Annotated in this window: 15 protein-coding genes and 1 tRNA gene; 9 read left to right on the top strand and 7 right to left on the bottom strand. The window is 63.9% G+C overall.

The annotated features are described in order from the left end of the window. Window positions 1-95: 95 nt before the first annotated feature. Window positions 96-962 (top strand): GIY-YIG nuclease family protein, encoded by an 867-nt coding sequence (locus ACINK1_RS04845; protein ID WP_376802253.1) that lies wholly within the window; start codon window positions 96-98, stop codon window positions 960-962. Window positions 963-1,106: 144 nt separating this feature from the next. Here the strand turns inward: ACINK1_RS04845 and ACINK1_RS04840 are convergent. Together ACINK1_RS04840 and ACINK1_RS04835 are read right to left on the bottom strand one after the other, a co-directional pair. Continuing rightward, window positions 1,107-1,182: transfer RNA gene (locus ACINK1_RS04840), tRNA-Phe, on the bottom strand. 101 nt (window positions 1,183-1,283) lie between these two features. After that, window positions 1,284-2,264 carry a D-2-hydroxyacid dehydrogenase gene (locus tag ACINK1_RS04835; RefSeq protein WP_376802252.1) on the bottom strand — a complete coding sequence of 327 codons (981 nt, stop codon included), beginning with the start codon at window positions 2,262-2,264 and terminating at the stop codon, window positions 1,284-1,286. 139 nt (window positions 2,265-2,403) lie between these two features. Between ACINK1_RS04835 and ACINK1_RS04830 the strand changes: the two genes are divergently transcribed. Genes ACINK1_RS04830 through lpxK form a run of 4 tightly spaced genes read left to right on the top strand, consistent with a single transcriptional unit; the run spans window position 2,404 to window position 5,743 of the window. After that, on the top strand, window positions 2,404-2,673 hold the full coding sequence (locus ACINK1_RS04830; protein WP_376802250.1) for a DUF4170 domain-containing protein: 270 nt from the start codon (window positions 2,404-2,406) through the stop codon (window positions 2,671-2,673). A 27-nt stretch (window positions 2,674-2,700) separates the two neighbouring features. Then, on the top strand, window positions 2,701-3,414 hold the full coding sequence (locus tag ACINK1_RS04825; RefSeq protein WP_376802249.1) for a lysophospholipid acyltransferase family protein: 714 nt from the start codon (window positions 2,701-2,703) through the stop codon (window positions 3,412-3,414). Continuing rightward, window positions 3,411-4,712: a 3-deoxy-D-manno-octulosonic acid transferase gene (locus tag ACINK1_RS04820; RefSeq protein WP_376802248.1), complete on the top strand. Its 1,302-nt coding sequence runs from the start codon at window positions 3,411-3,413 to the stop codon at window positions 4,710-4,712. Before ACINK1_RS04825 ends, ACINK1_RS04820 begins: the two co-directional genes overlap by 4 nt. Further along, window positions 4,709-5,743, top strand: a complete 1,035-nt coding sequence (gene lpxK, locus ACINK1_RS04815) for a tetraacyldisaccharide 4'-kinase (protein ID WP_376802247.1) — start codon at window positions 4,709-4,711, stop codon at window positions 5,741-5,743. The genes ACINK1_RS04820 and lpxK overlap by 4 nt, the downstream gene beginning before the upstream one ends. Here lpxK and ACINK1_RS04810 read toward each other — a convergent pair. From ACINK1_RS04810 to xseA, 3 genes are all read right to left on the bottom strand, one after another. Then, a complete protein-coding gene (locus tag ACINK1_RS04810) occupies window positions 5,706-5,933 on the bottom strand; it encodes a DUF2093 domain-containing protein (protein WP_376802246.1) in 228 nt (75 codons plus the stop codon). The two genes, lpxK and ACINK1_RS04810, sit on opposite strands and share 38 nt — an antisense overlap. Window positions 5,934-6,065: 132 nt before the next feature. Beyond that, window positions 6,066-7,307 (bottom strand): MFS transporter, encoded by a 1,242-nt coding sequence (locus ACINK1_RS04805; RefSeq protein WP_376802245.1) that lies wholly within the window; start codon window positions 7,305-7,307, stop codon window positions 6,066-6,068. Next, the gene (gene xseA / locus ACINK1_RS04800) at window positions 7,307-8,878 is read right to left on the bottom strand and encodes an exodeoxyribonuclease VII large subunit (RefSeq protein WP_376802244.1); all 1,572 of its coding nucleotides are present in this window, start codon (window positions 8,876-8,878) and stop codon (window positions 7,307-7,309) included. Before xseA ends, ACINK1_RS04805 begins: the two co-directional genes overlap by 1 nt. Window positions 8,879-9,009: 131 nt before the next feature. On the opposite strand from xseA, the gene purD reads away from it, so the two are divergent. The 3 genes from purD to ACINK1_RS04785 are packed head-to-tail and all read left to right on the top strand — an operon-like array spanning window position 9,010 to window position 12,353. Beyond that, window positions 9,010-10,281 carry a phosphoribosylamine--glycine ligase gene (gene purD / locus ACINK1_RS04795; protein WP_376802243.1) on the top strand — a complete coding sequence of 424 codons (1,272 nt, stop codon included), beginning with the start codon at window positions 9,010-9,012 and terminating at the stop codon, window positions 10,279-10,281. 36 nt (window positions 10,282-10,317) lie between these two features. Next, the gene (locus ACINK1_RS04790; RefSeq protein WP_376802242.1) at window positions 10,318-11,409 is read left to right on the top strand and encodes a phosphotransferase family protein; all 1,092 of its coding nucleotides are present in this window, start codon (window positions 10,318-10,320) and stop codon (window positions 11,407-11,409) included. Then, window positions 11,409-12,353 carry a patatin-like phospholipase family protein gene (locus tag ACINK1_RS04785; RefSeq protein ID WP_376802241.1) on the top strand — a complete coding sequence of 315 codons (945 nt, stop codon included), beginning with the start codon at window positions 11,409-11,411 and terminating at the stop codon, window positions 12,351-12,353. Before ACINK1_RS04790 ends, ACINK1_RS04785 begins: the two co-directional genes overlap by 1 nt. Here the strand turns inward: ACINK1_RS04785 and rsmD are convergent. Beyond that, on the bottom strand, window positions 12,329-12,901 hold the full coding sequence (gene rsmD / locus ACINK1_RS04780) for a 16S rRNA (guanine(966)-N(2))-methyltransferase RsmD (RefSeq protein ID WP_376802240.1): 573 nt from the start codon (window positions 12,899-12,901) through the stop codon (window positions 12,329-12,331). The two genes, ACINK1_RS04785 and rsmD, sit on opposite strands and share 25 nt — an antisense overlap. Before the next feature lie 6 nt (window positions 12,902-12,907). Next, window positions 12,908-14,551, bottom strand: coding sequence for a pseudouridine synthase (locus tag ACINK1_RS04775; protein WP_376802239.1), 1,644 nt, complete (start codon window positions 14,549-14,551; stop codon window positions 12,908-12,910). Window positions 14,552-14,601: 50 nt separating this feature from the next. Between ACINK1_RS04775 and ACINK1_RS04770 the strand changes: the two genes are divergently transcribed. Continuing rightward, on the top strand, window positions 14,602-15,057 hold the full coding sequence (locus ACINK1_RS04770; RefSeq protein WP_376802238.1) for a nucleoside deaminase: 456 nt from the start codon (window positions 14,602-14,604) through the stop codon (window positions 15,055-15,057).

Below are 15,057 nucleotides of genomic sequence, written 5' to 3'. Positions count from 1 at the left end.
GCGCCGATCAGCAGCAAATAGCGATCCTCGCTCTTTTTTGCTTGCGGTGTTTCGCTTGCTCTTGGACGATCGCCATCGTCGGACATGGAGGGCGTATGAATTTCAGCGACCTGCTCGAACGTCACACCATCAATTCCAAGGCAGTGCTGGTGCTTCGGCATCGACCCGTCGAACCAAACCTTCGGCGCGTGATCCTTTGGCTCGCTGGAGCACAGCCAAGCGTCTTCAACGCCTACCAGCAGACGCAGGGGCGGCAGGTGGAAGCTGCCATGCAACGCTCGGCGCATGTGGCCTCCTTCATCGGGCACGAAACGGGCAAAGCCGTTTTCGCCGGTCTTTTCGAAAGGCGCGGCGCTCGGGCGCTGACCAAATCCGACTACTGGGCTATTCCAGCTCATCAGAGCTTGAGAGATTTGGGCATGCGCGGCTGGGTCGAAGAGCGCGAGAACCTGCTGTGGTTCGACTTGGTGTTGACCGCCTTCTATTCCGATTGGATCGGCAAGCTGGTTGTGGATTGGCCGGGTGGTGAACGCTCTTGGTGGCGCTGGGCGGACAGGAACACATTCCGGGTTCGTTCGGTTGCAGAAGACAGCTTGTTCGAGCAGGCCGTGCCGCCATGGGAGACGATCCGCCTCTCCATGAGCGAACTGCACGTGCTGCCGAAGTCGTGGCGCGAAGCGCTGAAGCATTGGCGCGGTGTCTATTTCATCCTCGATCGCAGCGATGGCAAGGGCTATGTCGGCTCCGCTTATGGCTCCGATAATCTGTTCGGACGATGGCTGAGCTATGCCAGCACAGGCCATGGAGGCAACGTCGAATTGCGAGGGCGTGTGCCAGAAAATTTCAGCTTTTCGATCCTCCAACGGCTGTCACCTGACCTTGAAGCCTCCAATGTCGTTCGCATTGAAAGCTGGTGGAAAGACCGGCTTCACACGCGCGAATTTGGCCTGAACCGCAACTGATCAGCTTTCCAAACCGCTTCGCCCCGTGTCACTCCGTTTCGTTCAAGCAAACGCTTCTCGGCACCTCGGAGACACCCAAGGATTTGCGGGCGTATTGCGTGAAGAGCGACGCGCAATCCAATATCTTGATTTCATTCAATTAAATGGTGCCCAGAGCTGGAATCGAACCAGCGACACTGCGATTTTCAGTCGCATGCTCTACCAACTGAGCTATCTGGGCTGAAGGCTCCAGCGCCGGGGCGCTCGAACCATCAAGACGCAGGCGTATAGCTGCCGCCGTCGCGGCTGTCCAGCGTCGCCAGCAGGGCCAGGGTCAGGACCCTAAACGATTTCGTTGCGAAGCCGTGTCTCGCCACGCGTCAGCCGGTCGAAATTATCGAGAAACAGATCGACGACACCCGCCTCATAGGAGCGCGTCTCGCCGGCGCTGTGCGGGGTGATGAGGACATTGTCGAAGGCCCATAACGGGGACGTCGCCGGCAGGGGCTCGATGTCAACGCAATCAAGACCGGCTGCGGATAATTTACCTGCCCGCAGCGCTGTAATCATCGCCTCCTCGACCACTACTTTTCCGCGCGCCACATTGATGAGAACGGCACCCTCCTTCATCGCCATAAAGGCTTCGGCATTGATGATGCCGGTCGTCTCTGGCGTCAGCGGGCAGGTGAGCGCGACGATATCGGCCTGCGGCAGGACGGAAAGCAGATCACCGGCTGGCACCACCTGGTCAACCGCGGCATTGACGTCCGACACATCGCGCTTGGTCGCCAGCACCCTCATTCCGAGCGCCTTGGTGAAGCCGGCAAGCTTGCAGCCGATGCCGCCCAGCCCGACAATCAACAGTGTCAAGCCGGCAAGCTCGCGCTCGCGGATGGCGGGATTGCCGATCATCGGCCGCCAGGTCTTTGCCTGCTGCCGGTCGCGCGCCAGATGCAGATGGCGCGACAATGCCAGCATCAGCGCCAGCGCGTGTTCGGCGACTGCCCCGCTATTGACCCCCTGGGCGCTGGCCAGACGGATACCCCGCGCGCGCATCGCCGCTAGCGGAAAATGATTGACGCCGGCGCTGATCGACTGGATGAACCGCAGATGAGGAGCAGCCGTCAGCAACTCATCGCGCCACAGTCCGGAGACGATCATCGCATCGGCTTCCCGCGCCATGTCCAGCATCGTCTCGACGTCGCGCGCCATCTGCCAGACAAAGCCGGGACGCGCCGCATCGAGCGCTTCTCCCAGCTGGTAGGCAGGATGAGCCATGACCAGACGCAGGCGATCGGCACAGGGGAATAAATTCGCTGTCATCGGCGTGATTTCCTGAATTGAATGATAAAATATAGTCCGTCAGTCAGTTTTTACCGCAGCGTCGGGCATGGGTGCTTGCTCCCATCAGGGTCGCGGTGTAGGCCGTGGCAACGTGGTTCGCAACGCGGGAGACCAAGGAATGTCGGACAATCATGGCCAGCTCCTGCATCTGGTGTTCGGTGGCGAGTTGAAGAGCCTCGACAGCCATGAATTCCGCGATATCGACAAGCTGGATATCGTTGGCATTTATCCCAATTATGCAAGTGCGCGCGCCGCCTGGCGCGGCAAGGCGCAGGCAACCGTTGATAATGCACATATGCGCTATTTCGTTGTTCATCTGCATCGCTTGCTGGAGCCTGTCGAGGAGAGCAGCACCGGCAAGTCCGCGGCAGGCGGCGGACATGGCTGACGGCGTGAGCGAGCCAGCGGCCTCACCATGCTGAAATCCATTCTGCGCCAGTCGTGGGCGCAGTCCACTGTCGCGGCGATCGTGGCCGCCTATATGCGCTTTGTCAGGGCAACGGCGCGGATCGTGCACGAGCCGGAGGATCTCTATCGCCTGGTCGAGGCGGACATGCCGGTCATCATGGCGATGTGGCATGGGGAACATATCACCTCGCCGCTCATGGTTTTGCCGCATCATCGCATCAAGGTTCTGATCTCGCGCCATCGCGATGGCGAGATCAATGCGCGGACGATCGAGCGGCTGGGGATCGGAGTTATTCGCGGCTCGGGCTCGCATGGGCGCGTGGAGATTCGCAAACGAGGTGCTGGCGCCTTGCGCGACATGGTGGATGCGTTGCAAACAGGATGGAATGTGGCGAGCACTGCGGATGTTCCGAAAATTGCCAAGAAAGCCGGGCGCGGCATCGTGCTGCTTGGCAAGCTGAGCGGGCGGCCGATCTATCCCGTTGCCGCCGTCGCGGCGCGGCGGGTCGGTTTCAATCGCGCCTGGGATAAGGCAAAGCTGCCGCTTCCCTTTTCGCGGGTGGCACTGGTGCTCGGCGAACCGGTCCGTGTGGCGAGCGAAGCCGACGATCAGGCGCTCGAAAGTGCCCGCCTTACGGTCGAAAGCGAACTTGATCGTATCATGGTGCGCGCCTACGAACTCGCCGATCAGCGCGTGACTGTGTCAGGTGTCGTGCGATGACGCGCCGTCGCCCTTTCCCGCTCTCGCTTTACCGTGGCCTGTCGCATATCGCCGCGCCGGTTGTGCGCCTGATGGTGATGCGCCGGGTGCAGCGCGGCAAGGAAGATCCTAAACGGCTTGGCGAACGGCGCGGGCATGCAGCGTTCCACCGCCCGTCCGGGCTCCTGGTGTGGCTCCACGCGGCAAGCGTCGGTGAGGTGGCGAGCGCGTTACCGCTGATCCGGCGCCTGCGTGAGCGCGGCGCTCTGGTGCTGCTGACAACGGTGACTGTGACATCAGCGCGCATGGTGCAACCGCGCCTGCCTGACGGCGCCGTCCACCAATTCATACCTTTTGACCTGCCCGGCGCCGTCAATCGGTTCCTCGATCACTGGAAGCCCGATTTGGCGCTCTTCATGGAGCAGGAGCTGTGGCCCAATCTGCTTGAAGGGTGCCGGCAGCGCACCATTCCTGCCGTCCTGGTCAATGCCCGCATGTCGCCGCGCTCGTTCAAACGCTGGAAGTTTGCGCCCCAGGTGGCCCGTTACCTGCTCGGCCATTTCGCGGTGGTGCTGGCGCAGAGTGATGATGACGGCGAGCGGCTGGCGCAGCTCGGGGCGACGCGGACGGTCAATGTTGGCAATATCAAATACGACGTTCCCGTCCTTGACGTCGACGCCGACCATCTGGCACGCCTCGCCGTGGGCTTTGCAGGGCGAGCGGTATGGACGGCTGCCAGCACACATGCCGGCGAAGATGAGCTTGTGCTGGACGCCCATGCTATCGCCCGTCAAATTGTCGGACGGCGACTGGGATTGATTCTTGCGCCGCGCCATCCCGAACGGGGAGATGATGTGGCAAGGCTGTGCGAGGCACGCGGCCTTTCGGTCGCGCGCCGCTCGGCTGGAGCTTTTCCGCTGGCCTCGACCGACGTCTTCCTCCTCGATACGATTGGCGAGCTTGGGCTTGCCTATCGAAGCGCCGCGGTCGCCTTTATCGGCGGCTCGCTCGTCGAGCGCATCGGTGGTCATAATCCCATCGAGGCCGCCAAGCTTGAGCGCGTCGTTCTGCACGGGCCGCATGTGCATAATTTCGCCGACGTCTTCCGTACGCTCGATAGTACCGGCGGCGGGATCGAAGTGCTTGACGCCTCAGCCCTGGGGGCAGCTCTTGTTGCCTGCCTGTCCGCGCCGTCTGAATGCGCGCAGCGGGCAGCTCTCGGCCGGGTGGCGGTTGAAAATCTCGGCGGGGCGGTTGATCGTGTGTTTCGTGCGCTTGAACCCTTCTTTCTCCAGACCAGCCTGGACGCTCACGCGTGAAAGCGCCGGCGTTCTGGGATGAGGATAACTGGCGCAGCCGGCTTGTTGCTCCTTTTGCCGCGTTGTACGGCGCGATCAGCCAAGCGCGGCTGCGTCGGCCACCGGCCGGCGCGGTCGATGTCCCGGTTATCTGCGTTGGTAATTTCACGCTTGGCGGCGCCGGCAAGACACCGACTGTCCTTTTTCTCGCCCGCCATTTCCGCTCGCTGGGCGAACGTCCCTTCGTATTGTCGCGTGGGTATGGCGGCAGTCTGAAAGGCCCGCTTGTGGTGAACCCGGCGCATCATCACGCTGGCGAGGTGGGTGATGAACCAAGCCTGATGGCGCAGGAGGTGCCGGTCGTTATCGGTGCTGACCGCCTGGCGACGGCCCGCCTGGCGGTTGCGCAGGGGGCGAGCCTGCTCCTCATGGATGACGGGCTGCAAAACCCCCGGCTCAAGCGCGACTGCCGCCTTGCCATCGTCGACAGTGTCAGCGGCATCGGCAACGCACGGGTCTTTCCAGCCGGTCCGTTGCGCGCGCCGCTTGGCGCCCAGTTCGAGCTTTGTGACGGCGTTCTGCTCATCGGTGAGGGACCGCGCGGCGCGGCGGTGGCGCTCACCGCCGCTCAGCATGGAAAGCCGGTTTTTCGCGGCAGGCTGGTGGCGGATGATGCAGCAAGACGGCTCGCAGGACTGAAGGTGCTGGCGTTCTGCGGCATCGGCCGGCCAGAAAAGTTTCGTGCCAGCCTGAGCGAAGCAGGTGTCGAGATTGGCGGCTTCGTTGCCTTTGCCGATCATCACGTGCTGGCGAAACACGAAGCTGATCAGCTGATGCGGCGGGCGGCTGCGGAGGGGCTGGCGCTCGTCACCACGCCCAAGGATCAGGCGCGCCTTCTGGGAGATCCCTATACGCGCCAGGCGCTGGCCGGCCTCGTCAATGTCGCCGGTATCGACCTTGTGCTGGACACGCCGGATGAATTTATCGCCTGGCTTGGCACCTCGGCAACAGCGCTCAAGATACCGCTTTCACCGTCTCGCCGCGCCCCTTGATCACGGCCTCAGGCGAGGCATAGGCCTCCTGACGCGCCACCGACCAATAGCGTAATTCCTCAAGAGGAATGCGCGCGCCGCTTACCGCGCAGCGCACAAAAGCGCCCGCGCGCACGACGCGGAAATCATTATCGAGATATTCGATCACGGCCTCGCTCATCATCGGGAGCCGGGGATCTTGACGATTCATTGAGCTCTACCTTGAAACCTGGTCAGGATAGCGAATACCGCCAGCGGACGAAAGACAAAAGCGCGCGATCCGACCGGCATCGACAAGGTGTCCGACTGAGCGTTGCAAGGACCGGCCTGGCACCCCTTGAGCCTATGACTGCCCCAAAGAGGGTGCCCGCGTATAATGTGACAGCACCAGCATGGCGATCACACCGCCAAGCGATGTTGCAAGGGCTGTCCACAAGGCAAAGACAGGCCCTCCCTGATCGAGTATGGCTGCAAACACAACAGGAGCGATGCCAAAGACGATATTCTGCGGCAAAGTGAGGCGGCCGGCATAGGTCCCGTAAACGGCGCGGCCAAAGAGATGCAGCGGCAAGGTGACGCGCACGATCGTCATCAACCCGGCTGAAATTCCATAGCCCAGAATAAAGAGAAACGCCGTCACAGGCGTGGCGCCGATCGCCAGGATGGCAATGAAGGCGAGGGGCTGAAGGATGACGGCGATCACACCGATGACGAGCGGCGAGTGCCGGCTGCCGCTGACAAAATCCGCCAGGCGCGCCGAGACCTGCATGATGCCGTTGAGCGAGGCGATCGTCACCGCGACGGTTTCGGCAAGGCCGAGTGATTTGAACATTTCGATGAAATGAAGCGCCAGGCCCCAACCGACAATGCCATGAAGCGATGTCGCGGTCGCAGCCAGAATGAGCGCGGGGACACGCTTTGCCGGGCCGAGAATGCCAGGCTGTTCCGCCAGGCTGTTCGTCATCGTCAGCCGATGGCGATGAGCAGCGGGCGAGGGCAACACCCACCAATGAATGGGCAGGCAGATCAGGAATTGGACAGCCGCGAAAACAAGCAGCATCAGCCGCCAGCCAAGCACGGGCAGGAGCACCTGCATGAGTGGCCAGAAGATAGTCGAGGCAAGCCCGGTAAAGAAGGTCATGAGGGTGATGGCCCGCCGCGTCCCCGCCCCCATCACCTGGGTGATGGCGGTGAAGGCTGACAGGGTCAGCGCCATCGGCATCATCAGTCCCAGAAGCACCCATCCCAGAAGATAGGTAACCAGATCGGGCGCCAGGGCCACCACGGCAAGGCCGGCGCCCGACAGCAGCGAACCGGCCATCATGATGAAGCGGGCACCTTCGCGATCAAGCCGGCGACCGATACGCGGTGCGATCAGCGCACTGACCGTCAGCATCACAGTCAGGCCGGCATAGACGAGCTCACGCGAGGCACCAAGATCATGTTCAACCGCGCGGCCGATGATGGCGATCGGGTAGAAGGTGGTTCCCCAGCCGATCATCTGGGTGAGCGCCAGCCCGCACAAGCTCCGCACGCGGCTCACACCACCGGTCGGTTCCGGGGCAGGGTCGCCTTGCGTTGTCATCACCCTTGCTTCACGCCGAAAAGGTCGTTTTGACCAGGCAGCAGCGCTTCACTTCCACTGCGCTTTGGCCGGGGCGGCGCGGGACCAGCTGCCGGGCGATGGACGTTCACGCTTCCATCGGCGAACTCGATGGACAGATCGTCATGGCCACCGGCTGCGGCGGCCGTCCGTAAGGGCGTACCGTCGGCGGCGCGCACAAGCGCAAAGCCGCGCGCCAGAACGCCGCGATAGCCAAGTGAGGACAAAAGGCTTGCCAGCGCCCGCAGCCGCTCAACGCGGCGCCCCGTCACGTTGGAAAATCCACCATGCAGGCGTTGGCCCAAAGCGCCCAGCTGATCGGCGCGCTGGCGCAGCGGCTGGATCAGCAGGTCGACACGCAATCTCGCGCACGCCGCGCGCACGCCCGCACCGCTGCGCTCGACGTGACGGGCGAGAGACGTCTCAAGACGCAAGGTGGATGAGCGCAGACGCTCGCCCAACCGGTGCAGGCGCAGCAAGAGTTCGCCCGGCTGGAGAATGGCGGCGATGCGTGCGAACGCCAGGCGATGCGCCCTCAACCCGCCTTCAAGCGCCAACGGCAACCGCGCGGCAGCGCTGTCGAGGCGCTGGCGCGGCACCGCGAGCAGCATGTCTGGACGTGGCAGGGCACGCGCGCACGCGGCAAGCCGGGTCTGGCTGTTCTCGAGCTGGCGGGCGATGGCACGCGCCAGTCTGAGGCCAGTCTCGGTCAGGCCGTTCATCACTTCGGCACGCACCCTGACGGCCAGTTCGGCGGCCGCCGTCGGTGTCGGCGCACGGATGTCGGCTGCAAAGTCAATCAATGTCGTGTCGGTCTCGTGGCCTACAGCGGAGATCAGCGGGATGTCGCTTGCAGCGGCGGCGCGCACGACAATTTCCTCGTTGAACGACCACAGATCCTCAAGGCTCCCGCCGCCACGCGCCACGATCAGGATGTCGGGGCGGGGGATCGTGCCATCCCTGCCGAGGGCGTTGAAGCCGGCGATTGCCGCTGCAATCTCCGCCGCGCTGCTCTCGCCCTGAACCCTCACCGGCCAGACGATCACCTCAAGCGGAAAGCGATCCGACAGGCGATGGAGAATGTCGCGGATGACCGCACCTGTCGGTGAGGTGACGATACCGATGACCTTGGGAAAAGGCGGCAGGAGCTGTTTGCGCGCTGCATCAAACAAGCCTTCGGCTGCCAGGCGCTTGCGCCGCTCGTCCAGCATCGCCATCAGCGCGCCGACGCCGGCTGGCTCCATCTGATCGATGACAATCTGATATTTCGACGAGGACGGGAACGTCGTGAGCTTGCCCGAGGCGATCACTTCGAGCCCTTCCTCGGGGCGGAATTTCAAGCGCCCGAAGACACCTTTCCAGATCACCGCCTCGATGCGGGCGCTGTCGTCCTTCAAACTGAAATAGACATGGCCGGAACTGTGGGGGCCGCGATAACCGGAAATCTCGCCACGCAGGCGGACAAAGCCGAACTGGTCCTCGACGGTGCGCTTCAACGCCGTCGACAATTCGCTGACCGAATATTCACGGATATTCGAGGTGGTTTCGCTCATGACGTGAGTGTTTTCATGCCCGCGCCCGTCCGGCAAGCGCATAGCTGGTATTTTTCATTTTTTTAGCGTGGCTGGCCCTTTGCTGTCATTTTGCTATGGAACAACCGCCTTCAATACGGCAGGAATGACCTATGAACGTACTTCTGATCGGTTCGGGCGGTCGTGAACACGCGCTTGCCTGGGCGCTTTGCGCCAGCCCCAGCCTGACAAGGCTTTACGCCGCGCCCGGCAATCCCGGCATTGCCCAATTGGCGATCTGCGTGGATGTCGCCATCGACGATCATGCCGGGCTGATCGCGCTGTGCCGGGACAAGATGATCGACCTGGTAGTGGTCGGCCCCGAGGCGCCGCTGGTTGCCGGCCTCGTCGACGAGTTGCAGGCGGCCGGCGTCCTGGCGTTTGGACCCGGCAGGGCGGCGGCCCAGCTTGAGGGCTCGAAAGGCTTTACCAAGGATCTCTGCCGCGAGGCTGGCATCCCGACCGCTGCCTATGGTCGCTTCAGCGACAAGTCCGCAGCGCTTGCCTATCTGCGCAATTGCGCCATGCCCATCGTCGTCAAGGCCGACGGGCTCGCGGCCGGCAAGGGCGTGACGGTCGCCACGTCATATGACGAAGCCGCGGCGGCGATCAGCGCCTGCTTCGCCGGCACGTTCGGCGCAGCTGGTGGCGAGGTCGTCATCGAGGACTTCATGGAGGGTGAGGAAGTCTCGTTTTTCGTGCTGAGCGATGGCAAGTCCATTCTGCCCTTCGGCTCGGCGCAGGATCACAAGCGCGTGGGCGATGGCGATACCGGCCCCAATACGGGCGGCATGGGGGCTTACGCGCCTGCTCCCGTCTTCACGCCGGATCTTGAAGCAGCGGCGCTTGAGACAATCATCCGCCCTGCCATCGCGGCGATGGCGGCACGCGGCATGCCGTTTCGCGGTGTGCTGTTTGCAGGCCTGATGCTGACGGGGGACGGGCCAAAGCTCATCGAATTCAATTGCCGGTTTGGCGACCCTGAAACCGAAGTGCTGATGCGTTTGCTGAAGGACGATCTCCTCCTGCTCCTTCACGCCGCGGCAAGCGGCACGCTGGCGAGTATGAGCGCGCGCTGGCACAAAGGTGCGGCGATGACGGTCGTGCTGGCGGCCAAAGGCTATCCTGACGCGCCACAAAAGGGCGGGATCATCCGCAACCTCGAACAGGCCGCGGCCCTGGACGGGGTTGAAATCTTCCACGCCGGCACGGCAATCAGCGCCGGCCATCTCGTGGCAAGCGGTGGCCGGGTCTTGAATGTAACGTCCACCGCCCCCACTCTGCCTGAGGCGCGCGCCCTTGCCTATGCAGCAGTCGATCTCATCGATTTCAAGGATGGCTTTTGTCGCCGCGATATCGGCCACCGGGCGATCAACCAAGACTGAGGGACTTATCAAGTCTCAGGAGGACCAACCGCCGCCATGGCAGAAGCGAGCTTCGACCGCCAGCGTGACTTTTCCGGAACACGGGCACCGGCAGGCGCCGTTGCCGTCGATGGCGCGCGGTTGACGGCGTGGATGGTGCGCCATGTCCACCATTTCTCCGGCCCCCTGGAGATCGCCCAGTTCAAGGGCGGGCAGTCGAACCCGACTTTTCTTCTCACGACGCCCGCCCGCGCCTATGTCCTGCGCCGCAAGCCGCCAGGCACCTTGCTGGCGTCAGCGCATGCGGTCGACCGTGAATTCCGCGTCATGTCAGCCCTCGACCAGCAGGGGTTCCCGGTGGCAAAACCGCTGGCACTCTGCCTGGACGACAGCATCATCGGCACCATCTTCTATATCATGGCCCATGTTGCAGGCCGCATCGTCTGGGAGCCGACGATGCCAGGGGCCGGCAATGAGGAACGTGGTCTTGTGTTCGATGCCATGAACGCCACGCTGGCGCGTCTTCACAGCTTCAAGCCTGAGGCACTCGGGCTTGGCGATTTCGGCAAGGCGGACAATTATGTCCTGCGCCAGATCAACCGATGGACCCGGCAATATGAGGCCTCGCGCACGGACGATATTTCCCAGATGGCGAAGCTTGCCGCCTGGTTGCCCGGTGCTTTGCCGCCATCGCGCCCGGCGCGGCTCGTGCATGGCGATTTCCGGCTCGATAATCTTATCCTTGATGCCGATCAGCCGCTGATCCGGGCGGTCATCGACTGGGAGCTGGCAACGCTCGGCGACCCGCTGGCTGACTTCACCTATCATCTGATGCAATGGATCCTGCCAGCAGCGCCGGGCGGAGGTGGTATCGCCTCGCTCGCGGGCGTTGATCTTGCGCGCCTCGGCATTCCGCAGCTGGAGGCTTATGCCAGCGCCTATGGTTTGCGGACCGGTTTTGATCCCCTGCCTCATCTCGATTTCTATTTTGCCTATAATCTCTTCCGCCTTGCCTGCATTCTCCAGGGTATTGCCGGGCGCGCGCGTGATGGTACGGCGGCAAGCAGCACGGCAGAGGTGATGTTCGGGCAAATTCGCCCGCTTGCCGAAGCCGGCTGGCGGTATGCGCAAAAAGCCGGTGCCCGCTGATGGCAAACCCTCCCCGTCTCAAGGCAGCACCGTTGCCCGATCTGGCGGCGCGGCTGTTTCGCGGCAAAAAACCCGCCGCCCAATCAGCGCCTGCCCTACCCGATCCGTCACCGCCTGGCATCGGTCTGGCATTGGGATCGGGGGGAGCGCGCGGGTTTGGCATCATCCCCGTTCTGGAAGCCTTTGATGATCTTGGCGTGAGGCCGGTGGCGATCGCTGGCACGTCGATGGGTGCCATATTAGGGGCTGCCTACGCTGCGGGTTTCAGCGGCAGCGATCTGCGCAGCCATGTGTTGCGCATCTTCCGTAACCGCCGGCAGGTGACGAGCTACCTGCTGGAAGCGCGGGTTGGCCGTTTTGTTGATTTCTTCGGCGGGCTTGGCAATCCGGTGATGGTCGACGGGGAGCGCCTGCTTGAGCGCTTCTGGCCGGTGGGCATGCCCGCTGATTTCAGCGAACTGGCGATCCCTTTCACTGCGGTCGCCGCCAATCTGCTGGCACGGGACGAGGCGCAACTATCCTCGGGGCCCCTGATCAGCGCGGTTGCCGCGTCGCTGGCCATTCCAGGCATCGTGCGCCCGGTCGAGCGCGACGGTCTGGTGCTGATCGACGGCTTCGTCGTCAACCCGGTGCCGGTCGACGTGGTGGCGCGCCGCGCCGACAAGGTGATCGCGGTTGATGCCAGCGGGGGCGACCAGCCGCATCTGGTGCGCACCACCAGCCTTCCCAATGCCTATCAGGCACTCTATCAGGCAGCCTCTATCATGGAACAAAGGCTGATGCGGGCGAAATTCGCCTCGACCCCGCCCGATGTTCATCTTGCCCCCCATGTCGGCAGCTTCGGTGCCCTTGATTTCTTGAAGGCGCCGACCATCCTGCGGGCCGCCGAGCCGATCCGCGAAGCGGCCAAACGCGCTATTCATGCGCTGCTGGAGGGGATGTGAGGGCGAAGGAAGAGAAGCTGGCTGTCACCGGCCATCCGGCTCTCGATGAACGCCATGCCGTCGGGTAGCGCGAAGGGCGTGTCACGGCGCTCCTCGACGATGACAATCCCTCTTTCAGCAATCCACCCGCCGGCAAGCGCCGAGGTGATTGCCTTTTCACCAAGCCCTTTGCCGTAGGGCGGGTCGCAGAAGACGAGATCATAGGGTTGGGCAGGGGCTGCCGGCCCAAGCCTGGTGGCGTCACGACGAAACAGCTTGGTGACACCGGTGAGACCAAGCGCCTCGATATTGGTGCGGATGATGGCGCGCGCGGCTGCGCCGTCGTCGACGAACAGCGCAAACCTGGCGCCGCGCGACAGCGCCTCAAGCCCCAGCGCGCCGGTGCCGGCAAAAAGGTCAAGCACACGGGCACCGCTGACGATATCCTCATAGGTATGCGCGAGGATATTGAACAGGGTCTCGCGCAGACGGTCGCTGGTCGGGCGGATCGATTGGTCGCCTGGCCCCAGCAGGCCATGCCCCCGGAAGCTGCCGGCGACGATACGCATGGCCGCTCAGACGCCACGGCGCGGCGGACGCGGTCCGCGCGGCTTGTCACCGCCCGGGCCGGGACGCCGTGGTCCGCCACCATCGCGTGAACGCCCAGCAGCCGGGCCATCCTTGGGCGGCCGCGATCGGGCGCCAGCGAACCCGCGTGGCTTAGCAGCCTCGCCAGGTGCTCGTGCTGGCCGCCATGGCTTATCGAATGCCTTGCGGCCACCTTCCTCGCCGTCGCGGCGGGGCGGGCGGTCGCGGAAACCTTCGGAGCGTGCGGGGCGGGCCGGGCGGTCACCAGAGGCGCGTGCCTTCCGGCCACCTTCCTCGCCGTCGCGACGTGGTGGGCGGTCGCGGAAGCCTTCGGAGCGTGCGGGGCGGGCCGGGCGATCGCGGAAGCCTTCGGAGCGCATCGGCCGCTCTCCCCGTTCAGCCGCTTGCGGGCGGGGTGCTGGCGCATCGCGGAACGGGCGCTTGCTGACGCGCGGCTTGCGCTCGCCGTCAGTGTGCGCGTCAGCGCCGGCGGATTTGCGCGCGACCAGTACCGCCCGCCCCTTGCGATCAGCAATGGTCTTGGGCTTTGCCGACAAGGTGCCCGTCGCCGCGTCACGCTCGACCTTCGGCCCGTCATAGCGGGAAGGCTTTCTCACCTGACGCGGCTGATGGACTGCCCGGTCCTGCATGCCGGCAAAACGTTCGGCCTTGGCAGTTGCACGGCCAGCGCCGGCGGGCGGCTCACCCGATCGCTCAGGCCGCGCGATACCCGGGCGTTTGCGATAGGGCTCGCGCGCCTCAACCGGCTCAGGGCGCGGGGCAGGCTGGCGCTGGTGAACAGGTCCGTCGAAATCCACGCCCGCCTCGTCAGCAAGACGGGGTCCCAGCTGGTCACGCAGCCGGCGGCGCGGGACTTCCATCACATCGCCAGCCTCGATCTCGCCGAGCTGGAAGGGACCATAGGAGACGCGTATCAGACGGTTCACCTCGAGCCCCAGATGCTGAAGGATGATCCGTACCTCGCGGTTCTTGCCTTCGCGCAGGCCAAGAATCAGCCAGACATTATCGCCCTGCACGCGCTCGATCTGGGCTTCCACCGGACCATAGGAGATGCCATCCACCGTCAACCCGTCGGCCAGCGCGGCAAGGGCCTGGTCATCGGCACGGCCAAAGGCGCGCACCCGGTAGCGACGCAGCCAGCCGGTCGCCGGCAGTTCGAGGAGGCGTTTCAAACCGCCGTCATTGGTGAGCAGAAGAAGTCCTTCGGTATTGAAATCAAGACGGCCTACCGCCAGAAGGCGCGGCAATTGCGCCGGCAGATCGTCAAACACGGTCGGGCGCCCTTCCGGGTCGTGCTCGGTCGTGATCCGCCCGCGCGGCTTGTGATAGAGGAAAAGCCGCGTGCGCTCGGGGTTGGGCAAGGCGACGCCGTCAACCAGCACGATATCGCTCGGCAGTACGTTGAGGGCTGGCGTATCGACGATACGACCATTGACGCTGACCCGGCCAGAGGTAATGAACGCCTCGGCATCGCGACGCGAGGCAAGCCCGGCGCGGGCAATCACTTTCGCCAGCCGGTTACCGGGAAAGGATTTGTCGCCTTTTTCGGTCGGCAGGCGCTGGCGGCGCGGGAGGGGGCGGTCTTTGCGCGGCGGGCGGTAATCGGGCATGGACGGGTGTCTCGCTGAACGGCAGGGAGGCTCGTTTAACAGGGAAAGCCATGGCAAGCGAGACAGAAAACCCGTGGGATGCGGCGTTCAGCGAAGCGCGGCAGGCCGCAGCACGCGGCGAAGTGCCGGTTGGCGCGGTGGTTGTTGCGCCCGACGGCAGGATCGTGGCGCGCGCCGGCAACCGGACGATTGCTGACAATGACCCGAGCGCCCACGCCGAAATTCTTGCCCTGCGCGCCGCCTGCCGGCTCGCGGCCAGCCCAAGATTGCCGGACCATGATCTCTATGTGACGCTGGAGCCCTGCCCGATGTGCGCGGGCGCGCTTTCTTTCGCGCGCATCCGCCGGCTCTATTTTTCGGCCTTCGACGAGAAGGGGGGCGCGGTTGAAAACGGGGTACGCTATTTCGAGGACCCGTCCTGCCACCATGTGCCGGAATGCTATGGGGGATTGCGCGAGCGTGAGGCGAGCGATCTGCTCAAGGCGTTTTTTGCCGAGAAACGCTGA

Source organism: Raskinella chloraquaticus (SeqCode), assembly GCF_021731865.1.
Classification (GTDB): Bacteria; Pseudomonadota; Alphaproteobacteria; order Rhizobiales; family UBA4765; genus Raskinella; species Raskinella chloraquaticus.
The sequence above is the reverse complement of the archived record's forward strand: the minus strand, read 5'-3'. Positions and strand labels throughout refer to the sequence as shown.